Source organism: uncultured Planktomarina sp., from assembly GCA_943788425.1.
Lineage (GTDB): Bacteria > Pseudomonadota > Alphaproteobacteria > Rhodobacterales > Rhodobacteraceae > Planktomarina.
Genome location: CALSQF010000010.1, coordinates 118,679 through 135,765, shown reverse-complemented (window position 1 = coordinate 135,765; position 17,087 = coordinate 118,679). Strand labels below are relative to the sequence as shown.

The 17,087-nt window shown below is 54.2% G+C and carries 16 protein-coding genes; 4 read left to right on the top strand and 12 right to left on the bottom strand.

Annotation, left to right across the window (positions count from 1 at the left end):
• Positions 1–954: Gfo/Idh/MocA family oxidoreductase (locus ABLW18_RS10080; RefSeq protein ID WP_347824678.1), on the bottom strand; the 954-nt coding region annotated here is incomplete at its 3' end.
• A gap of 99 nt (positions 955–1,053) precedes the next feature.
• Between ABLW18_RS10080 and uxaC the strand changes: the two genes are divergently transcribed.
• The gene (gene uxaC, locus ABLW18_RS10075; protein WP_347824677.1) at positions 1,054–2,418 is read left to right on the top strand and encodes a glucuronate isomerase; all 1,365 of its coding nucleotides are present in this window, start codon (positions 1,054–1,056) and stop codon (positions 2,416–2,418) included.
• Positions 2,419–3,618: a mannitol dehydrogenase family protein gene (locus ABLW18_RS10070; protein ID WP_347824676.1), complete on the top strand. Its 1,200-nt coding sequence runs from the start codon at positions 2,419–2,421 to the stop codon at positions 3,616–3,618.
• Here the strand turns inward: ABLW18_RS10070 and ABLW18_RS10065 are convergent.
• The 8 genes from ABLW18_RS10065 to ABLW18_RS10030 form a co-directional block, all read right to left on the bottom strand.
• On the bottom strand, positions 3,605–4,468 hold the full coding sequence (locus ABLW18_RS10065; protein ID WP_347824675.1) for a sugar kinase: 864 nt from the start codon (positions 4,466–4,468) through the stop codon (positions 3,605–3,607). The genes ABLW18_RS10070 and ABLW18_RS10065 overlap by 14 nt on opposite strands.
• Positions 4,465–5,346 (bottom strand): DMT family transporter, encoded by an 882-nt coding sequence (locus ABLW18_RS10060; protein WP_347824674.1) that lies wholly within the window; start codon positions 5,344–5,346, stop codon positions 4,465–4,467. The genes ABLW18_RS10065 and ABLW18_RS10060 overlap by 4 nt, the downstream gene beginning before the upstream one ends.
• Before the next feature lie 2 nt (positions 5,347–5,348).
• Complete coding sequence (locus ABLW18_RS10055; protein ID WP_347824673.1) at positions 5,349–6,236, bottom strand: NAD(P)-dependent oxidoreductase; 888 nt, start codon at positions 6,234–6,236, stop codon at positions 5,349–5,351.
• 35 nt (positions 6,237–6,271) lie between these two features.
• On the bottom strand, positions 6,272–7,276 hold the full coding sequence (locus tag ABLW18_RS10050; RefSeq protein WP_347824672.1) for a Gfo/Idh/MocA family oxidoreductase: 1,005 nt from the start codon (positions 7,274–7,276) through the stop codon (positions 6,272–6,274).
• Positions 7,273–8,775: an altronate dehydratase family protein gene (locus ABLW18_RS10045; RefSeq protein ID WP_347824671.1), complete on the bottom strand. Its 1,503-nt coding sequence runs from the start codon at positions 8,773–8,775 to the stop codon at positions 7,273–7,275. Before ABLW18_RS10045 ends, ABLW18_RS10050 begins: the two co-directional genes overlap by 4 nt.
• A gap of 90 nt (positions 8,776–8,865) precedes the next feature.
• A complete protein-coding gene (locus tag ABLW18_RS10040) occupies positions 8,866–10,491 on the bottom strand; it encodes a TRAP transporter large permease subunit (RefSeq protein WP_347824670.1) in 1,626 nt (541 codons plus the stop codon).
• Positions 10,491–11,279, bottom strand: a complete 789-nt coding sequence (locus ABLW18_RS10035; RefSeq protein ID WP_347824669.1) for a TRAP transporter small permease — start codon at positions 11,277–11,279, stop codon at positions 10,491–10,493. Before ABLW18_RS10035 ends, ABLW18_RS10040 begins: the two co-directional genes overlap by 1 nt.
• Positions 11,280–11,360: 81 nt before the next feature.
• Positions 11,361–12,386: a TRAP transporter substrate-binding protein gene (locus ABLW18_RS10030; protein ID WP_347824668.1), complete on the bottom strand. Its 1,026-nt coding sequence runs from the start codon at positions 12,384–12,386 to the stop codon at positions 11,361–11,363.
• A 187-nt stretch (positions 12,387–12,573) separates the two neighbouring features.
• On the opposite strand from ABLW18_RS10030, the gene ABLW18_RS10025 reads away from it, so the two are divergent.
• A complete protein-coding gene (locus ABLW18_RS10025; protein ID WP_347824667.1) occupies positions 12,574–13,245 on the top strand; it encodes an FCD domain-containing protein in 672 nt (223 codons plus the stop codon).
• A complete protein-coding gene (locus tag ABLW18_RS10020) occupies positions 13,242–14,168 on the top strand; it encodes a 2-hydroxyacid dehydrogenase (protein WP_347824666.1) in 927 nt (308 codons plus the stop codon). The genes ABLW18_RS10025 and ABLW18_RS10020 overlap by 4 nt, the downstream gene beginning before the upstream one ends.
• Before the next feature lie 137 nt (positions 14,169–14,305).
• Here ABLW18_RS10020 and ABLW18_RS10015 read toward each other — a convergent pair whose 3' ends face one another.
• The 3 genes from ABLW18_RS10015 to ABLW18_RS10005 form a co-directional block, all read right to left on the bottom strand.
• Positions 14,306–15,169: a sugar phosphate isomerase/epimerase family protein gene (locus ABLW18_RS10015; protein WP_347824665.1), complete on the bottom strand. Its 864-nt coding sequence runs from the start codon at positions 15,167–15,169 to the stop codon at positions 14,306–14,308.
• On the bottom strand, positions 15,166–16,068 hold the full coding sequence (locus ABLW18_RS10010) for an NAD(P)-dependent oxidoreductase (RefSeq protein ID WP_347824664.1): 903 nt from the start codon (positions 16,066–16,068) through the stop codon (positions 15,166–15,168). The genes ABLW18_RS10015 and ABLW18_RS10010 overlap by 4 nt, the downstream gene beginning before the upstream one ends.
• A 198-nt stretch (positions 16,069–16,266) precedes the next feature.
• Entirely contained in the window at positions 16,267–17,034 is a 768-nt protein-coding gene (locus ABLW18_RS10005) for an SDR family oxidoreductase (protein ID WP_347824663.1), read from the bottom strand.
• Positions 17,035–17,087: the final 53 nt, after the last annotated feature.

Here is a 17,087-nt window from a genome sequence, read left to right as displayed (position 1 = left end):
CTTGTGAGCTGCCAGCGCGCTTTCACCAGTGGCCAAAGGCTGACCCCCGCTCCGCAGAGCCTGCGCAAAGTCTTCGATCACGCTTTGGTGCCATTCATGGGTAAAGGCCATCGGATCTGCACCGCCGCCGGTGGCGCCCTCTGCTCCAACGCGCGTCTTGCGGCCGTCGAGATAAGAGATCTCAAGCACACCAGAGCCAAGATGCGCCGCGCCTTTTGTGCCCTGCAACGCAATCGTCTCCGCCCCACCCGGATAGGCAGCCGTCGTCGCCAGAAGCGTACCAAAAGCCCCGCATTGCATGTCAAATAGCGCGCCGGCCCAATCCTCTGCCTCTAAGTGGTGAAGCGCGGTTTGCCGCATCATGGCTTGCACCGAACGGATGGGGCCCAGCAACCAAATGGCCAAATCGAGCGTATGGATCGCCTGCGAAATCATCACGCCGCCACCATCGCGCGCATAGGTGCCGCGGCCCGGTGCGTCGTAATAGCTTTGCGCCCGCCACCACGGCACGCGCAGATCTACGGTGCAAATTTCACCCAGCGCCCCGGTTTCTAGGGCCGTCTTCAGGGCTTGGCTGGACTCTCTGGCGCGGTGTTGCAGCATCATCGCGAGCGGAACGCCCGCCTGCGCGCAGATCTGCACAAGATCGGAGGCGGCTTGAACATCCCGTTCAATCGGCTTTTCCATCAAGATCGGCTTTCCCGCCGCCGCCAGCTCCTGCACAATATCGCGCCGGGCATTGGGGGGCGTGGCCAGAATAACAAAATCAATCGCCGGATCTTGCGCAATCTCCTGTAGCGAGCCAAAGGCCCGCGTTGCATGACGGGCGGCAAAATCGGCTGTTTTGGCTGAATCGCGGCCCCAAACACCGCTCAAATGCAGCTTTTCTGCGCTTTGAACCGCCTGAACATGCGTGGCGGCGACCATCCCCAAACCTATCAATGCAATATTCATCGCCCCCCCTGTCTTACTTTAATTTTGACCCATTGCGCTGCAAAGATGCAAGCTGCAATATAAAGTCCAAAGGCAAATATCGCCGCCCGGGGGATGGACATGACAGGCACTCTAAGCACAACCGCTGAGCGACTGTATCTCAGCATGAAAGACCTACCAATTGTGTCCCCCCATGGGCATTGCGATCCCAGTTGGTTTGCGCAAAATCAACCTTTCGCCAATCCTGCTGCGCTTTTGGTCACGCCGGATCACTATGTGTTTCGTATGCTCTATGCCCAAGGTATCCCCATGGCAGATCTTGGGATTGGCGCGCCTGGCGCTCAGGCAGATCCACGCGAGGTATTTCGCCTCTTCGCCGCGCATTGGCACTTGTTTCTCGGCACACCCACCCGGCTGTGGATGGATTATGTGTTGCGTGAAACATTGCAAATCTCGCAACCCCTCAATGCGCAGACCGCAGATGCGATCTACGACGACATCTCGGAGCGTTTGCAGCAAGCGGAGTTTTTGCCCCGTGCACTGTTTGAGCGCTTTAACATTGAAACCCTCGCCACCACCGACTCGGCCTTGGATGATCTGGCCCACCACAAGAGCCTTCGCGCCAGCCATTGGCCCGGCCGGGTGATCCCAACCTTTCGCCCCGATGGGGTGCTCGATCCGCTCGATCCAAATTTCGCCGCTAATCTTGCGCAACTGGCAAAGATCACCGATCACAGCCTCGACAGTTTTGACAGCTATCTGGCCGCTTTGCGCATGCGCCGTGCGGAGTTTATAGAATGCGGCGCAACCGCCACCGATCATGCCATTGATATCTTACACACCGAATGGCTCGCAGATCCGGGGCCGCTCTATCTCAGCGTGGCAAAGAGCACAGCCACCCAAGAGGAGGCCCGGCGCTTCTATGGCCATATGCTGATTGAAATGGCCCAGATGTCTATCGAAGATGGGCTGGTCATGCAGCTCCATGCGGGCAGCCGCCGCAATACCAACCGCACAATTTTAGACAGGTTCGGCCGTGACATGGGCGCCGATATCCCCCTCACCACCGATTGGGTGAATGGTTTGGACGCATTGCTCAACCGGGTTGGCAATTCTGCGAAGCTGCACCTCATTCTTTTCACTCTCGACGAAACCACCTATGCGCGCGCATTGGCACCTATGGCAGGCCATTGGCCCTGCCTGCGGATTGGGCCGCCTTGGTGGTTTCACGACAGCGCCAATGGAATTGCACGCTATTTTGATCAAGTGGTTGAGACCGCCGGCTATTTCAATCTTGCCGGGTTCAATGATGACACCCGCGCTTTTCTCTCCATACCGGCCCGCCATGACCTTTGGCGGCGCGGGGTGGCCCTGCATTTGAGCAATCAAATCGAACGTGGTGCTTTTGGCCTCTCCGACGCTGAGGATCTCGCGCCGCTTCTGGCGGTTGATCTGGCGCGGCAAGCGTATCGGATCGAGGCATAAATGGGGCAGATTGTTCACTTTGGCCTTGGCAATTTTGCCCGGGCCCATCTATTGGATTACACGGTCGATGCTGGCGGCGGCTGGAAGGTCATTGGTGTCAATCTGCGCTCCAGCACCACACGCGATGGTCTGGCGGCACAGGACTATGCCTATGCGCTCAAGATCCAAGGTGTTGGGGTCAAACAGATTTCAGTGATAGACACCATTCTTTTGGCCTCAGAGGGCCAACAGCCCATTTTACAGGCTATGGCGACTGCCGATATCATCTCGGCAACCGTCACCGAAAAGGGGTACCATCTGGATCAACATGGCCAGCTTGACTTGCAAGACCCCGTGATCGCCGCTGATCTCACTGGCCCGCCCCTGCGCAGCCTCATCGGTTTCATCGCCCATGACCTTGCCCAAAGAGATCGGCCTGTCACGATCTTGAGCTGTGACAATCGCCCGGGCAATGGCGACGCCTTGCGTCAGGCCGTCCAGCAATTTGCGCAGGCAGCGCACTTGACTATTGATTGGAGCCTAGCACGGTTTCCCAACGCCATGGTTGACCGGATCACGCCGGCAACCACCAACCTTATCCGCCAAGAGTGCAACGACCCTATGGCTGTGCCCACCGAGGCGTTTCGGGAATGGGTGCTTGAAGATTGTTTTGCCGGACCACGCCCTGATTGGCCCGATGTGCAATTTGTCCAAGACGTGCGCCCCCATGAGCTGCGCAAATTGCGCATGCTCAACGGCGCGCATTCATTTCTAGCCTATGCCGGTCTGGCGCAGGGGTATGACTATGTTCACGAAGCCATTTCAGACCCAAAGTTGCGCCGCCAAGCCCTGACATTGATGATGGAAGCAGGCGCCACTTTGCCCCAAGAAGTCTGCGACCAAGTACCGGCCTATGCACAAGCGCTTCTCCTGCGGTTTGACAATACGGAACTGGCCCATCGCTTGGATCAAATCGCAATGGATGGCAGTCAAAAACTTCCCTATCGAATTTTGGACACCTTGCGCCTAGGCGCTACACCCGTTTTGATCTCAGCCGTACGCGCTTGGATGTCCTATTGCATCGCCCAAACCGCACAGGGTAAAAAGCTGAATGATCCTTTGGCAGAGGATATCGCGAGGGCCGCAAACTCCGCTCAGCCAGAGCGCAAGTTGTTACAGCTGATTGGCGCAGAGGATTTGGCGCCGCTCATTTTGGAATGATCGCACCGCGATATTGCACTACCCGCGCCGCCAGCACATGCCCCGCCTCGAGAGCCGCCACTTGGCCCTTACCCGACAAGAGCGCGCCCAAATAACCGCCATTGAAGCTGTCGCCTGCCGCGGTTGTGTCCAGAACTTCTGTCACCGGTTCATAGTGCGCGACAACGGGCTCCCCGAGGGATAAAGGCCCGCGTGCACCACGTTTCAGCGCCCCAGATTTGGCTTGTATCAAAAAGCGCTGCTCAACCTGTGCCCCTGTCTCGCCAAAAACTTCCATTTCATCATCGATCGATGGTAAAGAGATATCAGCCCGCTGCCAAAACCCTGCGATGATTTTCTGAGCTGTAGCGCGATCCTCCCAAAGATGCGACCGATAGTTGCTGTCAAAAATAACCTGAACCTGCGCCGTTTGCAGCCACTCCAATAAAGCCAACCGTAAATTTTGCGGCAAAATTGCAAGCGTGATGCCGGACAAATACAGGCCATCAAATTGCTCCAAAAAGTCAAAATCTGCATCTGAAAATATCAGGCGTGCAGCTGAGTCACTGCGCCAATAGGTGAAACTGCGCTCCCCATCTGGCGCGGTGTTAATGGCATAAAGCCCCGGTGATTTATCTGCGATACGCCGAATATTGGAATGGCCCAAATCATTTGCTGCGATAAAGTCCACAATGCGCTTTGAAAACATATCCTGCCCAAGACAGGTCACATAGTCGACCGTTATGTCCGGCAAGCTGCGTTTGAGATAGATGGCTGTATTTAGCGTGTCGCCGGCCACAGCCAGATGCGCCTGATCACCTTCCATCGACAATTCGATCATGGCTTCGCCTATGCAGGCAATACGCTTCATTTTTGCTCCTTGCGCCAAATGATCAACCCAGCGCTCATGATCACCATGGCCCCCAAAATTGTGCCCGCATCTGGAACCGTGCCGAACAAAAGATAGCCCCAAATCGCGACGAAGACCAAAAAGGAATAGGTAAATGGCATCAGCTGATTGGCGGTGCCAAAGCGGTGGGCATTGGTCAAAAGCTGGTGACCGCCCCAGCCCAAGACCCCCAGGCTGACCAGCACAACCATGCCCCAAATGGTGTCAGGCTGTGTCCATGTCCAAATTGCAAAGGGTGCCATCAACGCTGTGCCGATAAACCCCATGTAGAACTGCATGGTCTCCACCGCCACAATGCCGGACAATCGACGCGTCATGATCGAATAGAGCGCCAGCGCGACCGCATTATACATAATCATCAGCATGGCCGGATGAAAGGCTGTCCCAAAGGGGCGGACAACGATCAAGACGCCAATAAATCCCAAGAAAATCACGCCCCAGCGCCAGGGCTCCACTCGCTCACGCAGAACGGAGACCGACAGAAAGCACACCACCACCGGGCTGGAAAACATTATGGCCGAGACCACAGTCAGGGGTAAAAACTGCAAGGCATAAAAGTTTGACAGGGTGGCAGAAACCAAGAGCAAGGCTCGGCTGATCACTTGCCAGACATGCCCTGTCTGGAACCGTTCGAGATTAAATCCGTCTTGAGAAATCACACCAATGGATATCACCAAATGCCCCGCATAGCGCATGAAGGCCAATTGAAAGGCCGAAAACCCTGCCATGGCCAACCATTTTGCACCGGTATCCACCCATGAAAACAAAAGCCATGCGGCCAGCATCAAAAGAATGCCAAGGCGCGGCAGGTCCGCCATGGATTTTGCGACAACCGCCATGGTTACGCTTGAAACCGCTTAACGTAAAAATCAACCATTTGACTAACCATATCCTCGGCTTGACCCATGTCACAAGCTTCATTGAGCGCGGCCATTGGCCCTTTGGACATAAGGCTGTCGACACCAGCCTCTTCGGCCATGCGTGCGTAATATCCAACGTCTTTGGCGGCATTTTTGATTGCAAAGGCCAATTGCGACGGATCACCATCCACCCCATAGGCTTTGACAAATCCCATCATGCCTGAGTGGAGCGGTCCCGCCGCCATCACATCATAGAGCTGTGCCCGATCCACCCCAGCCACATCCGCCATAGCAAAGGCTTCTGCCATGGCATTGGCAATCGTCATACCGAAAAAGTTATTGATCAATTTGATCGTATGGCCAGATCCGACCGCGCCTAAGTAGAACACATTTTCGCCCTGATCTTGCAAAACAGGCTCGACCGCATCAAAGGCGGCCTTATCCCCAGAGGTCATAATATTGAGTAGCCCATCTTTGGCATGGGCCGGCGTGCGGCCTAATGGTGCATCCAAGAATTGCCCGCCGGCCTTAGCGACCTCAAGGGCAAGAGCGCGGCTGCTGCCCGGCAAAGAGGTGCCAAAGTCCACCACAACAGCCCCCGGACGCAGCCCGGCAATCACCCCATCCGCGCCGCGCATCCGGCTTTCAACATGGTCAGACGTTCCCATGCACAACATGACGATGTCGCTGGCCTCAGCAACAGCCTTGGCCGTGCTGGCCTCTTGCGCTCCGCGGGAGATGGCACTGTCCAACTGATGGCGATCTTTGTTTCCCAATACCGTCAGCGCATAGCCGAGATCTTGCAGCCGACCCACCATTGCGCCCCCCATGAGCCCCAGTCCAATAAATCCTATTCTTGCTTTGCCCATGATCGTCCCTTTTTAAAATTTTCTGAATGAACGAATTATACCTGCACCCTGCCCATTTCAGATTGCCCGGCCAATTCAGCCTCTAAACTCAAAGCAACTTCCAAGGTTTTCGTGGCATCAGCCACATCGATCATTGGCTCTGCCCCGTCGATAACCTCTAAGAAATGATCCAACTGCGCGTCCAACGGCACTTTTACATTCTTCTCAGCGGTGGTGGAAATTTTTCTCGCCGCCTGCCCCCAATCTTCACCCTGCCATAGGGTCATCGAGGGGAAGCTCAAAGCCCCTTTGGTGCCCGTGATCCACATCATATCTTGATGGGTCGCTCCGATATTAGGATTTTCGCCTGTCCCGGCCTCAAAGCCCCAAGGGCTTGGTGTGACGTCGGAAAAAGCAACCGTTCCAACTGCACCGGTCTCAAACCCAAATGCAATCACACCCGTCTCGATCCGAACAGCACCACGTTGCGACCGGCCCCGCAACGCTTTGGCTTGGACAATTTCACCAATCGCAAACCGCAGTATATCAATGTCATGCACCAGATTTATCATGACCGGGCTGCCGTCTTGGGTTCGCCAATTACCCTGAAAATACGCATCAGGCTTCCGCATGGCCCATATCACCTGCACCGTCACCACCTCGCCAATCTGTCTGGAGTCCAAACACGACTTCAACTGCTGAACCACCCGATGATAGCGGCGGTGATGGCCCACGAGTGACGCAATTTTGTGGTCCTGTAAGACCTTCGCCAGCTCGCGCGCTTGCTGAAGACTTCCGGCCACAGGTTTTTCGATCAACATCGGCCAGCCCCGCGCGGCCGCTTCCATGCCATGGGCTGCATGCAAATGGGTCGGAGTGGCGATAATCACCCCATCCACCGACGCGGGGACCTCCGCCATAGAGGCAAAGCGCGGCGCATCAACTTCCAGCGACATATTCGGATCGGCCAATCCGACAAGGCTGCACTCGGGATGGGCTTTGACCGCCTCCAAATGCCGAAGGCCAATCAACCCGCCGCCAACCACCAAAATCCGTTTCACATGACTGCCCCTATTTGCCATGGAACAAATTCATAATCACCAAGCCCCTGCGCCTCAGATTTAGTGACCTCACCGGAGGCCACGCGCAAAAACATCTCGTAGATTTCGCGGCCCTTTTGCTCAACGCTGACGCCTTTGGAGAGAATTTCACCGGCATCGATGTCCATATCTTCCGACATGCGCTTGGCCATTTCACTATTGGTGGCCACCTTAATCGTGGGTGCAGGTTTGGATCCAAACGCAGAGCCGCGCCCCGTGGTGAAACACACCAGATTGCAGCCACCGGCGATCTGACCCGTGACCGAGGCCGGATCATAACCCGGGCTGTCCATAAAGGTGAACCCACGGCTGCGCACGGGTTCGGCGTATTTATACACCCCAGTCAGAGGTGACGTTCCGCCTTTTGCCGCCGCTCCGAGTGATTTTTCCAAAATCGTCGTCAAACCGCCAGCCTTATTGCCAGGGCTTGGATTATTATCCATGGAGCCATTGTTGCGCGCCGTATAATCCTCCCACCATTTGATCAGACCAAGCAAGCGCTCACCCACCGCCGGGGTCACTGCACGGCGGGTCAGCAGATGCTCGGCACCATAGATTTCAGGGGTTTCGGCCAACACGCCCGTCGCACCTTGGGCCGTCAACAGATCGCAAGCATAACCAAGCGCCGGATTGGCGGTCACGCCTGACCAAGCATCAGAGCCGCCGCATTGCAGCGCGACCATCAGGTGTGAAGCGGGACATTTTTCGCGCCGTGCTTGATTAGCAATTGGCAGCATAGCTTTGATTTTGGCGATACCCAGCTCAACGGTCTGCCGCAGCCCTGCAACTTTTTGAATATTCATTGTCTGAAATGTCTCGCTTTGCTTCAGCCCATAGGCCTCAAGCAACCAATCAATCTGGTTCATCTCACAGCCCAAACCCACCATGAGAACCCCAGCATGGTTGGGATGTTTGGCGTAGCCCCACATCACCCGCTGTAGCGCTTCGAACCCATCCCCAGAATCGGCCATACCGCATCCCGTACCATGCACAAAAGCGGCCACACCCTCCACATTTGGATACGCTGCCAAGACATCAGCCGTAAAATGGTCCGCGATCATACGTGCAGCAGTGGCTGAGCAATTGACTGAGGTGACGATGGCAATGTAATTACGCGTGCCAACCGCACCGTTTTCACGTCGATACCCCATGAAATGATCTTGAGTTGCTGCCGGTGCTACCGCTCTCAAATCTGTGGAAAACTCATAATCTGTATCAGTGTTGCGAAATTCCACGTTGTGGGTGTGCACGTGATCACCTGGCAAGATCTCGCATGAAGCATAGCCGATGATTTGGGCATATTTGCGCACCGGATCCCCGATAGCCATCGCCTGGATGGCAACCTTATGGCCGGAAGGTATCGTCGAGCGGGTGGCTACCCGATCAATTTCACTGCCGGGCGATAAACTGCGGGTTGCCGTCACCACCGTATCAGCTCGGTCCAATCGTACAAAATCCATGTCAATCCTTACACTTACAACCTCGGAGCGCCTGTGGTCCGCGGGCGTACTGAAAATGCAAAACTCAACGGCACATCTGACGCCTTAGGGCTACAGCAGGAGCGTGACGATATTCGGCCAGATCAACATGACTGCAAGTGCCAAAAGCTGCACGCATATAAAAGGTAAAAAGCCTTTAAAAATATCCGTCAAAGAGATATGAGCCGGCGCGACTGACTTGAGATAGAACGCCGCGGGCCCAAAGGGCGGTGATAGAAAACTGACTTGCATATTCATGCAAAAAAGCACCCCAAACCAGACAGAAAGATAGCGTGGTTCCAATTGACCGATCAGGCCAATCTCTTCAATTGGCAGGCGCTGCACAATCGGCAAGAACACTGGAATGATCAGCAAGACGATCCCAACCCAATCCATAAACGCACCCATGAAGAGTAAGATCAGCATCATCATCAACAAAATGCCCATGGTTGGCATGTCGAGCCCAACGATGAGGTCTGCCACATATTGCGGGCCGCCAGCGATGGTATAGGCACCCGCCAGCGCCGCCGCACCGATCGTCACCCAGATGATCGTACCAGTGGATTTGAGGGTGCGCATCAAGCTTTCCCACACGAGGTCAAAACTGGCCTCACCGCGAAATACGGAAATGATGAGCACCGCAACCACACCCATGCCCGCCGCTTCTGTGATGCCGGAGATACCTCCATAAATAGAGCCCAATACGACGCCAATAACAACAATCGGCGCAACCAAACCTTTGCCCATGTTCCAACCGGTACGTGCACGCTCAATGCCGAAGGCAAAAATGATCAGCCCGAGCGAGATAGCGGTGAGTCCACCAAACCAAGGAATATAATCAGGGGTTCCATAGGCAATGGCATCGACACCTTCTTCATAGACATTTTGCCCTGCAAGCGTGAAAAACACGACCCGTAGAAACAAAGCAAAAGAGAAGCCTGCTGTGATGATGGACAGGAAGGCACCGAAAAGCGCCCATTTTTCCGCGCCTTGCGGGTCGCCAGGTTTTGGTTCCGGCAAGGGAGCCTGCTCTGGATTCATTTGCGTACGCACAATGATGTAAAGTATGAACATCATCGCCAACATGAAGCCCGGCACGAATGCGCCCGTGAATAGTGCCTTGATTGAGGTTTCAGTGATCAGGCCATAGATAATCAACACAATTGAAGGCGGGATCATTGTGCCGAGCGAGCCTGAGGCGCAGATCGTTCCAATGGCCAAGTTTTGATTGTAACCAAGACGCAGCATTTGTGGCAATGCGATCAGTCCCAACAACACCACTTCACCGCCAATGATGCCAGACATAGCGGCCATAATAACGGCCATGACCGAGGTCACAATCGCAATGCCGCCTCGCACCCCTGAGAGCCAGACATTCAAGGAGGTATACATTCCCTTGGCAATGCCTGAGCGTTCCAGCAAGGCTGCCATGAAGATAAACAACGGAATGGATATCAAGACGTAATCCGTGAGCAACCCATAGATTTTCTGAGCTAATATGTTCAACGGGCCCGTGCCAAATTTTCGGGTGAGCAACCCGTCGCCAAAGCTCAATGGATCTGCAATCAATGCAGGTTCAAACTTCATGACCAAAACTGCAACTGCCATGACCGCTGAGGCAAGACCAAGCGGCATTCCAATCGCTAAAAGCACCAATAATCCAACTAGGAGGACGAGTGAGATTGTACCGATATCCATCATACGTCTCCTACAACTTTTTTAAGTCGCTCAATTTCATCTTGATCGATATCGTCCGCAGCCGTGTGAATTTCTGGCTCAAGATTCCAGTCTTTGATTAGATTCAAGATCGCTTGAATGGCAACCAAAGTCACCACGGCCAAAACCAAAGGTTTCAAGGTCGCAGGGATCGGGGGGTCGAAGGCGGTGCCAAAGGTCTCCCACCGCAAGAGTTTCGCTTTTGCTTCGCCGTAGCCACCATAAACTAGGAAGAATGCGAAGACGACGATTAACACAGTGGAAATGGTATCACAGGCTTTTTGAAAGCCCCGGGGCATCATATCGTAGAGCAAATAGATGCGGATATGGCTGCGCTGCTGCATGGCGTAAAAGCCCGCAAGGATGAACACAAACCCAGCCAACCAAAGGGACATTTCATTAGCCCAGAGGGTTGGACTTTCAAAGACATAGCGCAAGATCACCTCATACATCATCACCGCGACGACCAAAGCGATCAACATCATCGTCACCCGGCCTACAAACATGGCGACCCCATCGAACGGGCCAGGATCATCGATTTCCATGGCCGCGCCGCGCACAGTCCAAATGCCCACCAAGGCAATGAGTGGAAGCGCCAAAAGGATGATATAATCAAGCGTCATGATCGGCCGGTAGCGGGCCGCCAAAGCGTCGGTATATCCCCCAAAAGCCATGATATAGGTTGCGCCGTTCCAAACCACCCAACTGGCGCTGGCGATAAACGCAAGAGGAAGTATCCATTGAATGACGCTATTAGGTGAAGCTCGCATAAGGGTACTTCCTGAAATTATTGTGAAGGGAAACAAGACGACCGGCCCGAACAGATCGGGCCGGTCTTTTAATTTCAGATTTTAGTTGGAAACCAAACCAAGCTCTGTGAGGTAGCCAACGTGGCTTGCTACAAGTGCTTTGGCTTCTGGTGTTGTCGCAAACTCAGGCCATGTGGCTTGTGCAGCATCACGGAAAGCCTGAAGGTCTTCTTCCGACCACTGCCAGAGGGTTACCCCTTCAGCACGCAGCTGCGCAGCTGCCGCCGCGTTCGCTTTTTCGAAAGTCAAGGCTGTGCGAAGTGCAAGGGCTTCCATAGCGACGGACATGATGGTGCGGTGCGCTTCTGGCATCGCATCCCAAACCGCTTTGTTACAAGCCAGGTGATCCGACGGCATGGAGTGAAAGCCTGGGAAGTTCGCGTGTTTCACCAGATCATACAGACCCAGACCCACGTTATTGGCCAGACCAGATGCATCCGCGCCATCGATGATACCAGTTTCAAGCGCCGTAAAAATCTCTGTGAAATCCATCACGATCGGTTTGGCACCGAGCTTTTCAAAGATCTTTGTTTCCATGCCAGGGGGCGAGCGGAATTTGAAATCTTTTAACGCGGCCGGTCCATCCAAAGGCTTGGAAGATGCTAGGCTCTCTTGGCCATAAACCCACCAGCCAACGAGCTGCATATCATATTTGTTATACAGGGCCTGCGCATCTTCCAGACCGCCGCCGTAGTATAGCCAGCTCAACTGCTGATATGGTGTCGCATAGCCGCCCATGATGTCGCCAACAAATTGGAACGCAGGGTTTTTGCCAGTTTGGTAGCCACCGCCGGTCATGTCACAGTCCAAAATGCCTGTGGCTGCCGCATCGAATGTCTCAACGGATTTCACAACCGAAGAGGAGTAGAACATTTCAATTTCGATCGCGCCACCGGACATGCTTTGCACATCCGCAATATATTGGGCTGCAAGTTTGCCGGATACGGTTTCTGGCGCATAGTGGGTTTGGATGCGCAATTTGGTCTCAGCATGCCCACCCGCAAATGCCGCCGAAGCGCCCATTGACGCAATTATCGCAACTGACGCCGCAGTTTTCATAAACTTCATGTTGTCCTCCCAGACTTTTAGTGTTTATTTTTAACGCTTTAGTGCGTTTTCACAGATATTGTGGTGTTAGGTTAGGATGACGAATCGAGATCATCAAGAGAAAAATGGAATTTTTAATATTTTCGAGATATTAATAAAATATCGAAATATTTCTCGTAATTTTCCAACCATGTGCTAAAATGCAATCATGGAGAGTGAAAACAAGATCTATCGCGAGCTGAAAAAGCGCCTAACAACCGATACCTATGACCATGGGCAAAAACTCCGCGCCGAATTGTTGCGTGAAGAATTTGGGTGCTCGGCCAGCACGGTCCGCGAGATCCTGTTTCGTTTGTCCAGCGATGGTTTGGTGCATTTCATGGACCAAAAGGGTTTCCGCGTGCCGGAATTATCGCCCACCAAGCTCATCGAGTTGACACATTTGCGAATATTACTCGAGAGCGAGGGTGCGGTCTTGTCCATTCGCCAAGGCGGCGTCGCTTGGGAGGCCAGCCTGACCGCAGCGCATCATAAATTAAGCCACCTCGAAAAGCGTATCCATGCACGTGAAGATCCTACGGATCTGGTGGATCTTTGGTTTACCTCTGAAAAAGAATTTCACCAAACTTTAATTTCCGCTTGCGGCTCAACCACCCTGAAGGCCATGCACAGCCTCATCTACGCACAATTCCGGCAGCAATTGATGAAGGCAGACCGTAAATTTGATTTCATATCCAACAATATTCAGCAACACAGTGACATATTAGAAGCCGCCTTGGCGGCAAACGAAGCCTTGACCCGCAAACGGGTTCATGACCATTTGGCACGACATTTGACCGGCCAAACCGCCACATTAGCCTCAGAAAGTGACGCAGAATGACCCATCAGCTTCTACAAATCGGTGGTATAACCCCACAGATGCAAGATCGACTAGAAGCGGCATTCACGATTCACCAATTGGACGATTTTGATCCTACGGCCATCACTCATGTCATCACAAATGGCCATGATGGCGTGAACCCGGAGCTCATGACCTCGCTTAGCAATCTCAAAGTCATCAGTGGTTACGGTGTCGGTTATGATGCGATTAACGTTACCGAAGCGGTGCGCCGCAATATCCTTGTCGCTCATACGCCAAATGTTTTGAACCAAGAGGTCGCCACTACGGCGCTCTTGCTCCTGCTGGCCTGCTATCGCGAGTTGCTGCGTGACGATGCCTACGTCCGATCCGGCGATTGGAGCGCCAAGGGTAACGCCCCGCTGACCCGCTCGATGGACAAAAAGACCGTTGGAATTTTGGGACTTGGCCGCATTGGCCAGGCCATTGCCGACAAGCTCGCGCCTTGGGATACAACGGTTGTCTATCACTCTCGCACGCAAAAAGATGTGCCATATCGTTACTTTGACAACCTTACTGAAATGGCACGCAGCTGCGACGCGCTAATCTGCATCACACCCGGCGGCCCCTCCACCCATAAAATCGTAAATGCCGAGGTCTTGGAGGCATTGGGGCCAAATGGCACTTTGATCAATGTCAGCCGCGGATCTGTCGTCGATGAGGCCGCTTTGATTGAGGTACTTCAAAGCGGCAAGCTCGGCTGGGCGGGGCTCGATGTCTTTGAAGCGGAACCGGCGGTGCCGCAGGCGCTGCGCGATCTGCCCAATACTGTGCTTTTGCCGCATGTGGGCAGCGCCACGGTCGAAACTCGGGCGGCTATGGGCGCGCTCACCGTAGATAATCTGCTCCAACATCTCAAGGACGGCACCGTGATTACACCCGTGCCAGAATGTGCGCACCTATAAAAAACCTCTGCATCGCGGCAGTTCAACACGAAATGAGAGCTGCGCCACAGGGCAAAATAGTATGGCTTGGCAGCTGTTGTTATAAAGAGGTCTAATAAATTGATTGCGGCCTGCACCTGTTCAGGCCGCAATCAACATCATAAAAACAAATTTTTAAAATGTTCGACACAGAGGCGAAATCCGGCTTCAAAATCACCATTGCCCGGATGGTAGACACTCTCCAACGAGACCACCCCATCATAGCTATCCGCCCGCAAGGCCGCAGCGATCGGCGCGAATAGATCCGCCAATTGCCCCTCCCCCAGGCGCCGCACTTCGAGCAATGCGCGCGGCGTGTCGACTTTGACATCCTTGATATGAATATGACCGAGATACCCGCCACGCAGTGTCTCATAGCCATCCGGATAGGCCAATTCATGACACCAACAATTATTTCCGGGATCCCACAGAACCTTTAGATGCGCCTTTGCGTCCAATTCGTCAATCAACCGACGCGCGGTATAATTGGAATTCACCAAAGTGCCATTGCCAGTTTCCACCACCAATACCACGCCTTCAGCTTTGGCCAGCTCAACAGCAGGCGCAATGAAGGGCGGCATGCTGTCCCAGACCCCATGAGCAACATTCCAGCGCTCCGCCCCGTTCATGCCCCACAAGATTTGTTCTTTGCGTTGGGTCATGATCCGAACCAAGGGCGATCCGACAATATGTGCCATCTCAATCACCCGCTTGAGCGCATCCATATGTGACACATGCAGAGCATCCCCGGGGCGATTTGCGGCGCTCATGCCCGCAAATATGTGCCGAGACAGGCACGACACCGGCTTGCCTCGATCGCGCAAAAGTTCATCAATCGCCACAATTTCTTGCGGGGTGTGATCCCCCACTTCTGTATCGCCCACATATTGTAGCTCCGCATACTCCAAATCAAACTCATCCATCACATCCACCGCATGGCGCAAATCGCGGCTGATCCCGTCGCAAATAACACCGAGCTTCATGGCGCCAACTCGCGGTGCAGTTCGGCGCCAACAATCTCCTCAATCACCCTTGTGCAGACCCAATTGTCGCCATTGGGGTATTTGCTTTTGCCAGCGTGGAAAATTTGCATCGCAGATCCTGCGGTATGGAGCGGAACGCCCAGCGCCTCGCCCAGAGCCATAGCAATCGTCAGATCCTTATGCATCGTATTTATGTGACTGCCCGTGCCTTCAAATTGCCGATCAATGATCTTCTCAAGCGCATTATTCACCACCCCACAGCCCGCCGAAGAAGTGGAAAACACATCAAGCAGCACCTGCCCCGGCACACCGGCCTTTGCCGCCAGAGCCGCAGCTTCGAATGTTGCCGAAAATTGCGCGCCGATGAGCGATTGCAGGCAGGCTTTCACCGTCTGCCCATCGCCTGGCCGCTGGCCAACCCGGTGAATATTGGCTGAGACCGCTTCAAGAATGGGCAGGAAACGATCTAGAATTTCTGGTAGTGCAGCGGCCATGAGCGTCAGGCTGCCCGCCTGCGCACCAGGAAATCCACCCGAGACCGGGCTGTCGATCAAATACACACCAGAACCTTCCACTTGCGCGCCAATATCGCGCGCTTCCTGGGGTGTGGTTGTCGCAGACAACACGATCGCGCTGCCTTCAGGCAAAGTAGCAAGAAGACCGTCAGGCGCGAAAATAACAGATTTCGCCTGCTCTCCCCTCATGACCATGACAAAGACCGCATCAGCCCCGCGCCCGACATCAGCAGGGCAATAACAAAGCTGTCCGCCCATCGCACGAAATGCGTCTTGGCGGTGGGGTAAAAGGTCAGCCCCTTGCACCTTATATCCATGTTTCAACAAATTTTTCGCCAAACCGCTACCCATATCGCCCAGTCCGACAACTCCTACAGTTTTCATAATTTATCTCCCGTTACATGCAGAGGCGCAGAGTCCCCTACAGCAAAACCGATGCGTACCGCATCAAACTCACGGGGATTTCACGCGCATGTTCCAGCGCCGGGCGGGTCCGGAAGACACCCCGCTGCCCAGTTAAGTGCATACAGATAAGTTTATTTTTTGGATCGTCGCAAGTGTTTTAAACGCAATCCGGACGCGTCAGAGCGATGCGGTAATGCCGCCATCCACATAGAGAATATGCCCATTGACGAAGCTCGCCGCATCAGAGGACAAAAATACCGCCGCGCCGACCAATTCCTCTACCGTGCCCCAGCGCCCGGCCGGGGTGCGTTTGGCGAGCCATGTGCTGAAATCTGGATCTGCTACCAGCGCCGCATTCAAAGGCGTGTCGAAATAGCCCGGCGCGATGGCGTTGCAATTGAGGCCATATTGCGCCCAATCGGTTGCCATGCCCTTGGTCAAATTGCCCACGGCGCCTTTGGTCGCTGTGTAGGGGGCTATGCCTGGGCGCGCGAGCGCGGTTTGCACCGAGGCAATATTGATTATTTTGCCACCTTTTCGCGCGATCATATGACGGGCAACGGCCTGTCCCACATGAAAAACAGAGGCAATATTGGTTTGCAACAGGCGTTCGAACGCATCCGGCGGAAAATTATGCAACTCAGTGCGGTGCTGCATGCCGGCGTTGTTGATCAAAATATCAATCGCACCGACCTCCGCCTCAAAGCCGTCCACAGCGCGCCGCACCGCTTCGTGATCTGTGGCATCAAAGGCTAGGGAATGCACCGTTGCAACATCATCGCCCAGCTCTTGCTGCGCGGTCGCAAGCTTCGCTTGATTGCGCCCATTGAGGATAATTTCCGCCCCCGCCCCGGCCAATCCCCGAGCCAAAGCAAAACCGATACCTTGGCTGGATCCAGTGATCAGCGCACGTTTTCCAGATAAGTTGAACATTTCAAGAGTCATTGTATTTTCCTTTGGTGCATTCCTCATTCAGGCAGTAGTCTATGGGGAAACAT

What these genes read in the sequence shown, in the direction of transcription:
- ABLW18_RS10035 (WP_347824669.1), bottom strand. Translation starts at nt 11,279, where the DNA reads ATGCGAGCTTCACCTAATAGCGTCATTCAATGGATACTTCCTCTTGCG.
- ABLW18_RS10015 (WP_347824665.1), bottom strand. Translation starts at nt 15,169, where the DNA reads ATGAAGCTCGGTGTTATTTGCGACGGGATCAGCCGCGATTTGCGCCAT.
- ABLW18_RS10025 (WP_347824667.1), top strand. Translation starts at nt 12,574, where the DNA reads ATGGAGAGTGAAAACAAGATCTATCGCGAGCTGAAAAAGCGCCTAACA.
- ABLW18_RS10060 (WP_347824674.1), bottom strand. Translation starts at nt 5,346, where the DNA reads ATGGCGGTTGTCGCAAAATCCATGGCGGACCTGCCGCGCCTTGGCATT.
- ABLW18_RS10040 (WP_347824670.1), bottom strand. Translation starts at nt 10,491, where the DNA reads ATGGATATCGGTACAATCTCACTCGTCCTCCTAGTTGGATTATTGGTG.
- ABLW18_RS10005 (WP_347824663.1), bottom strand. Translation starts at nt 17,034, where the DNA reads ATGACTCTTGAAATGTTCAACTTATCTGGAAAACGTGCGCTGATCACT.
- ABLW18_RS10055 (WP_347824673.1), bottom strand. Translation starts at nt 6,236, where the DNA reads ATGGGCAAAGCAAGAATAGGATTTATTGGACTGGGGCTCATGGGGGGC.
- ABLW18_RS10030 (WP_347824668.1), bottom strand. Translation starts at nt 12,386, where the DNA reads ATGAAGTTTATGAAAACTGCGGCGTCAGTTGCGATAATTGCGTCAATG.
- ABLW18_RS10070 (WP_347824676.1), top strand. Translation starts at nt 2,419, where the DNA reads ATGGGGCAGATTGTTCACTTTGGCCTTGGCAATTTTGCCCGGGCCCAT.
- ABLW18_RS10065 (WP_347824675.1), bottom strand. Translation starts at nt 4,468, where the DNA reads ATGAAGCGTATTGCCTGCATAGGCGAAGCCATGATCGAATTGTCGATG.
- ABLW18_RS10010 (WP_347824664.1), bottom strand. Translation starts at nt 16,068, where the DNA reads ATGAAAACTGTAGGAGTTGTCGGACTGGGCGATATGGGTAGCGGTTTG.
- ABLW18_RS10020 (WP_347824666.1), top strand. Translation starts at nt 13,242, where the DNA reads ATGACCCATCAGCTTCTACAAATCGGTGGTATAACCCCACAGATGCAA.
- ABLW18_RS10045 (WP_347824671.1), bottom strand. Translation starts at nt 8,775, where the DNA reads ATGGATTTTGTACGATTGGACCGAGCTGATACGGTGGTGACGGCAACC.
- uxaC (WP_347824677.1), top strand. Translation starts at nt 1,054, where the DNA reads ATGACAGGCACTCTAAGCACAACCGCTGAGCGACTGTATCTCAGCATG.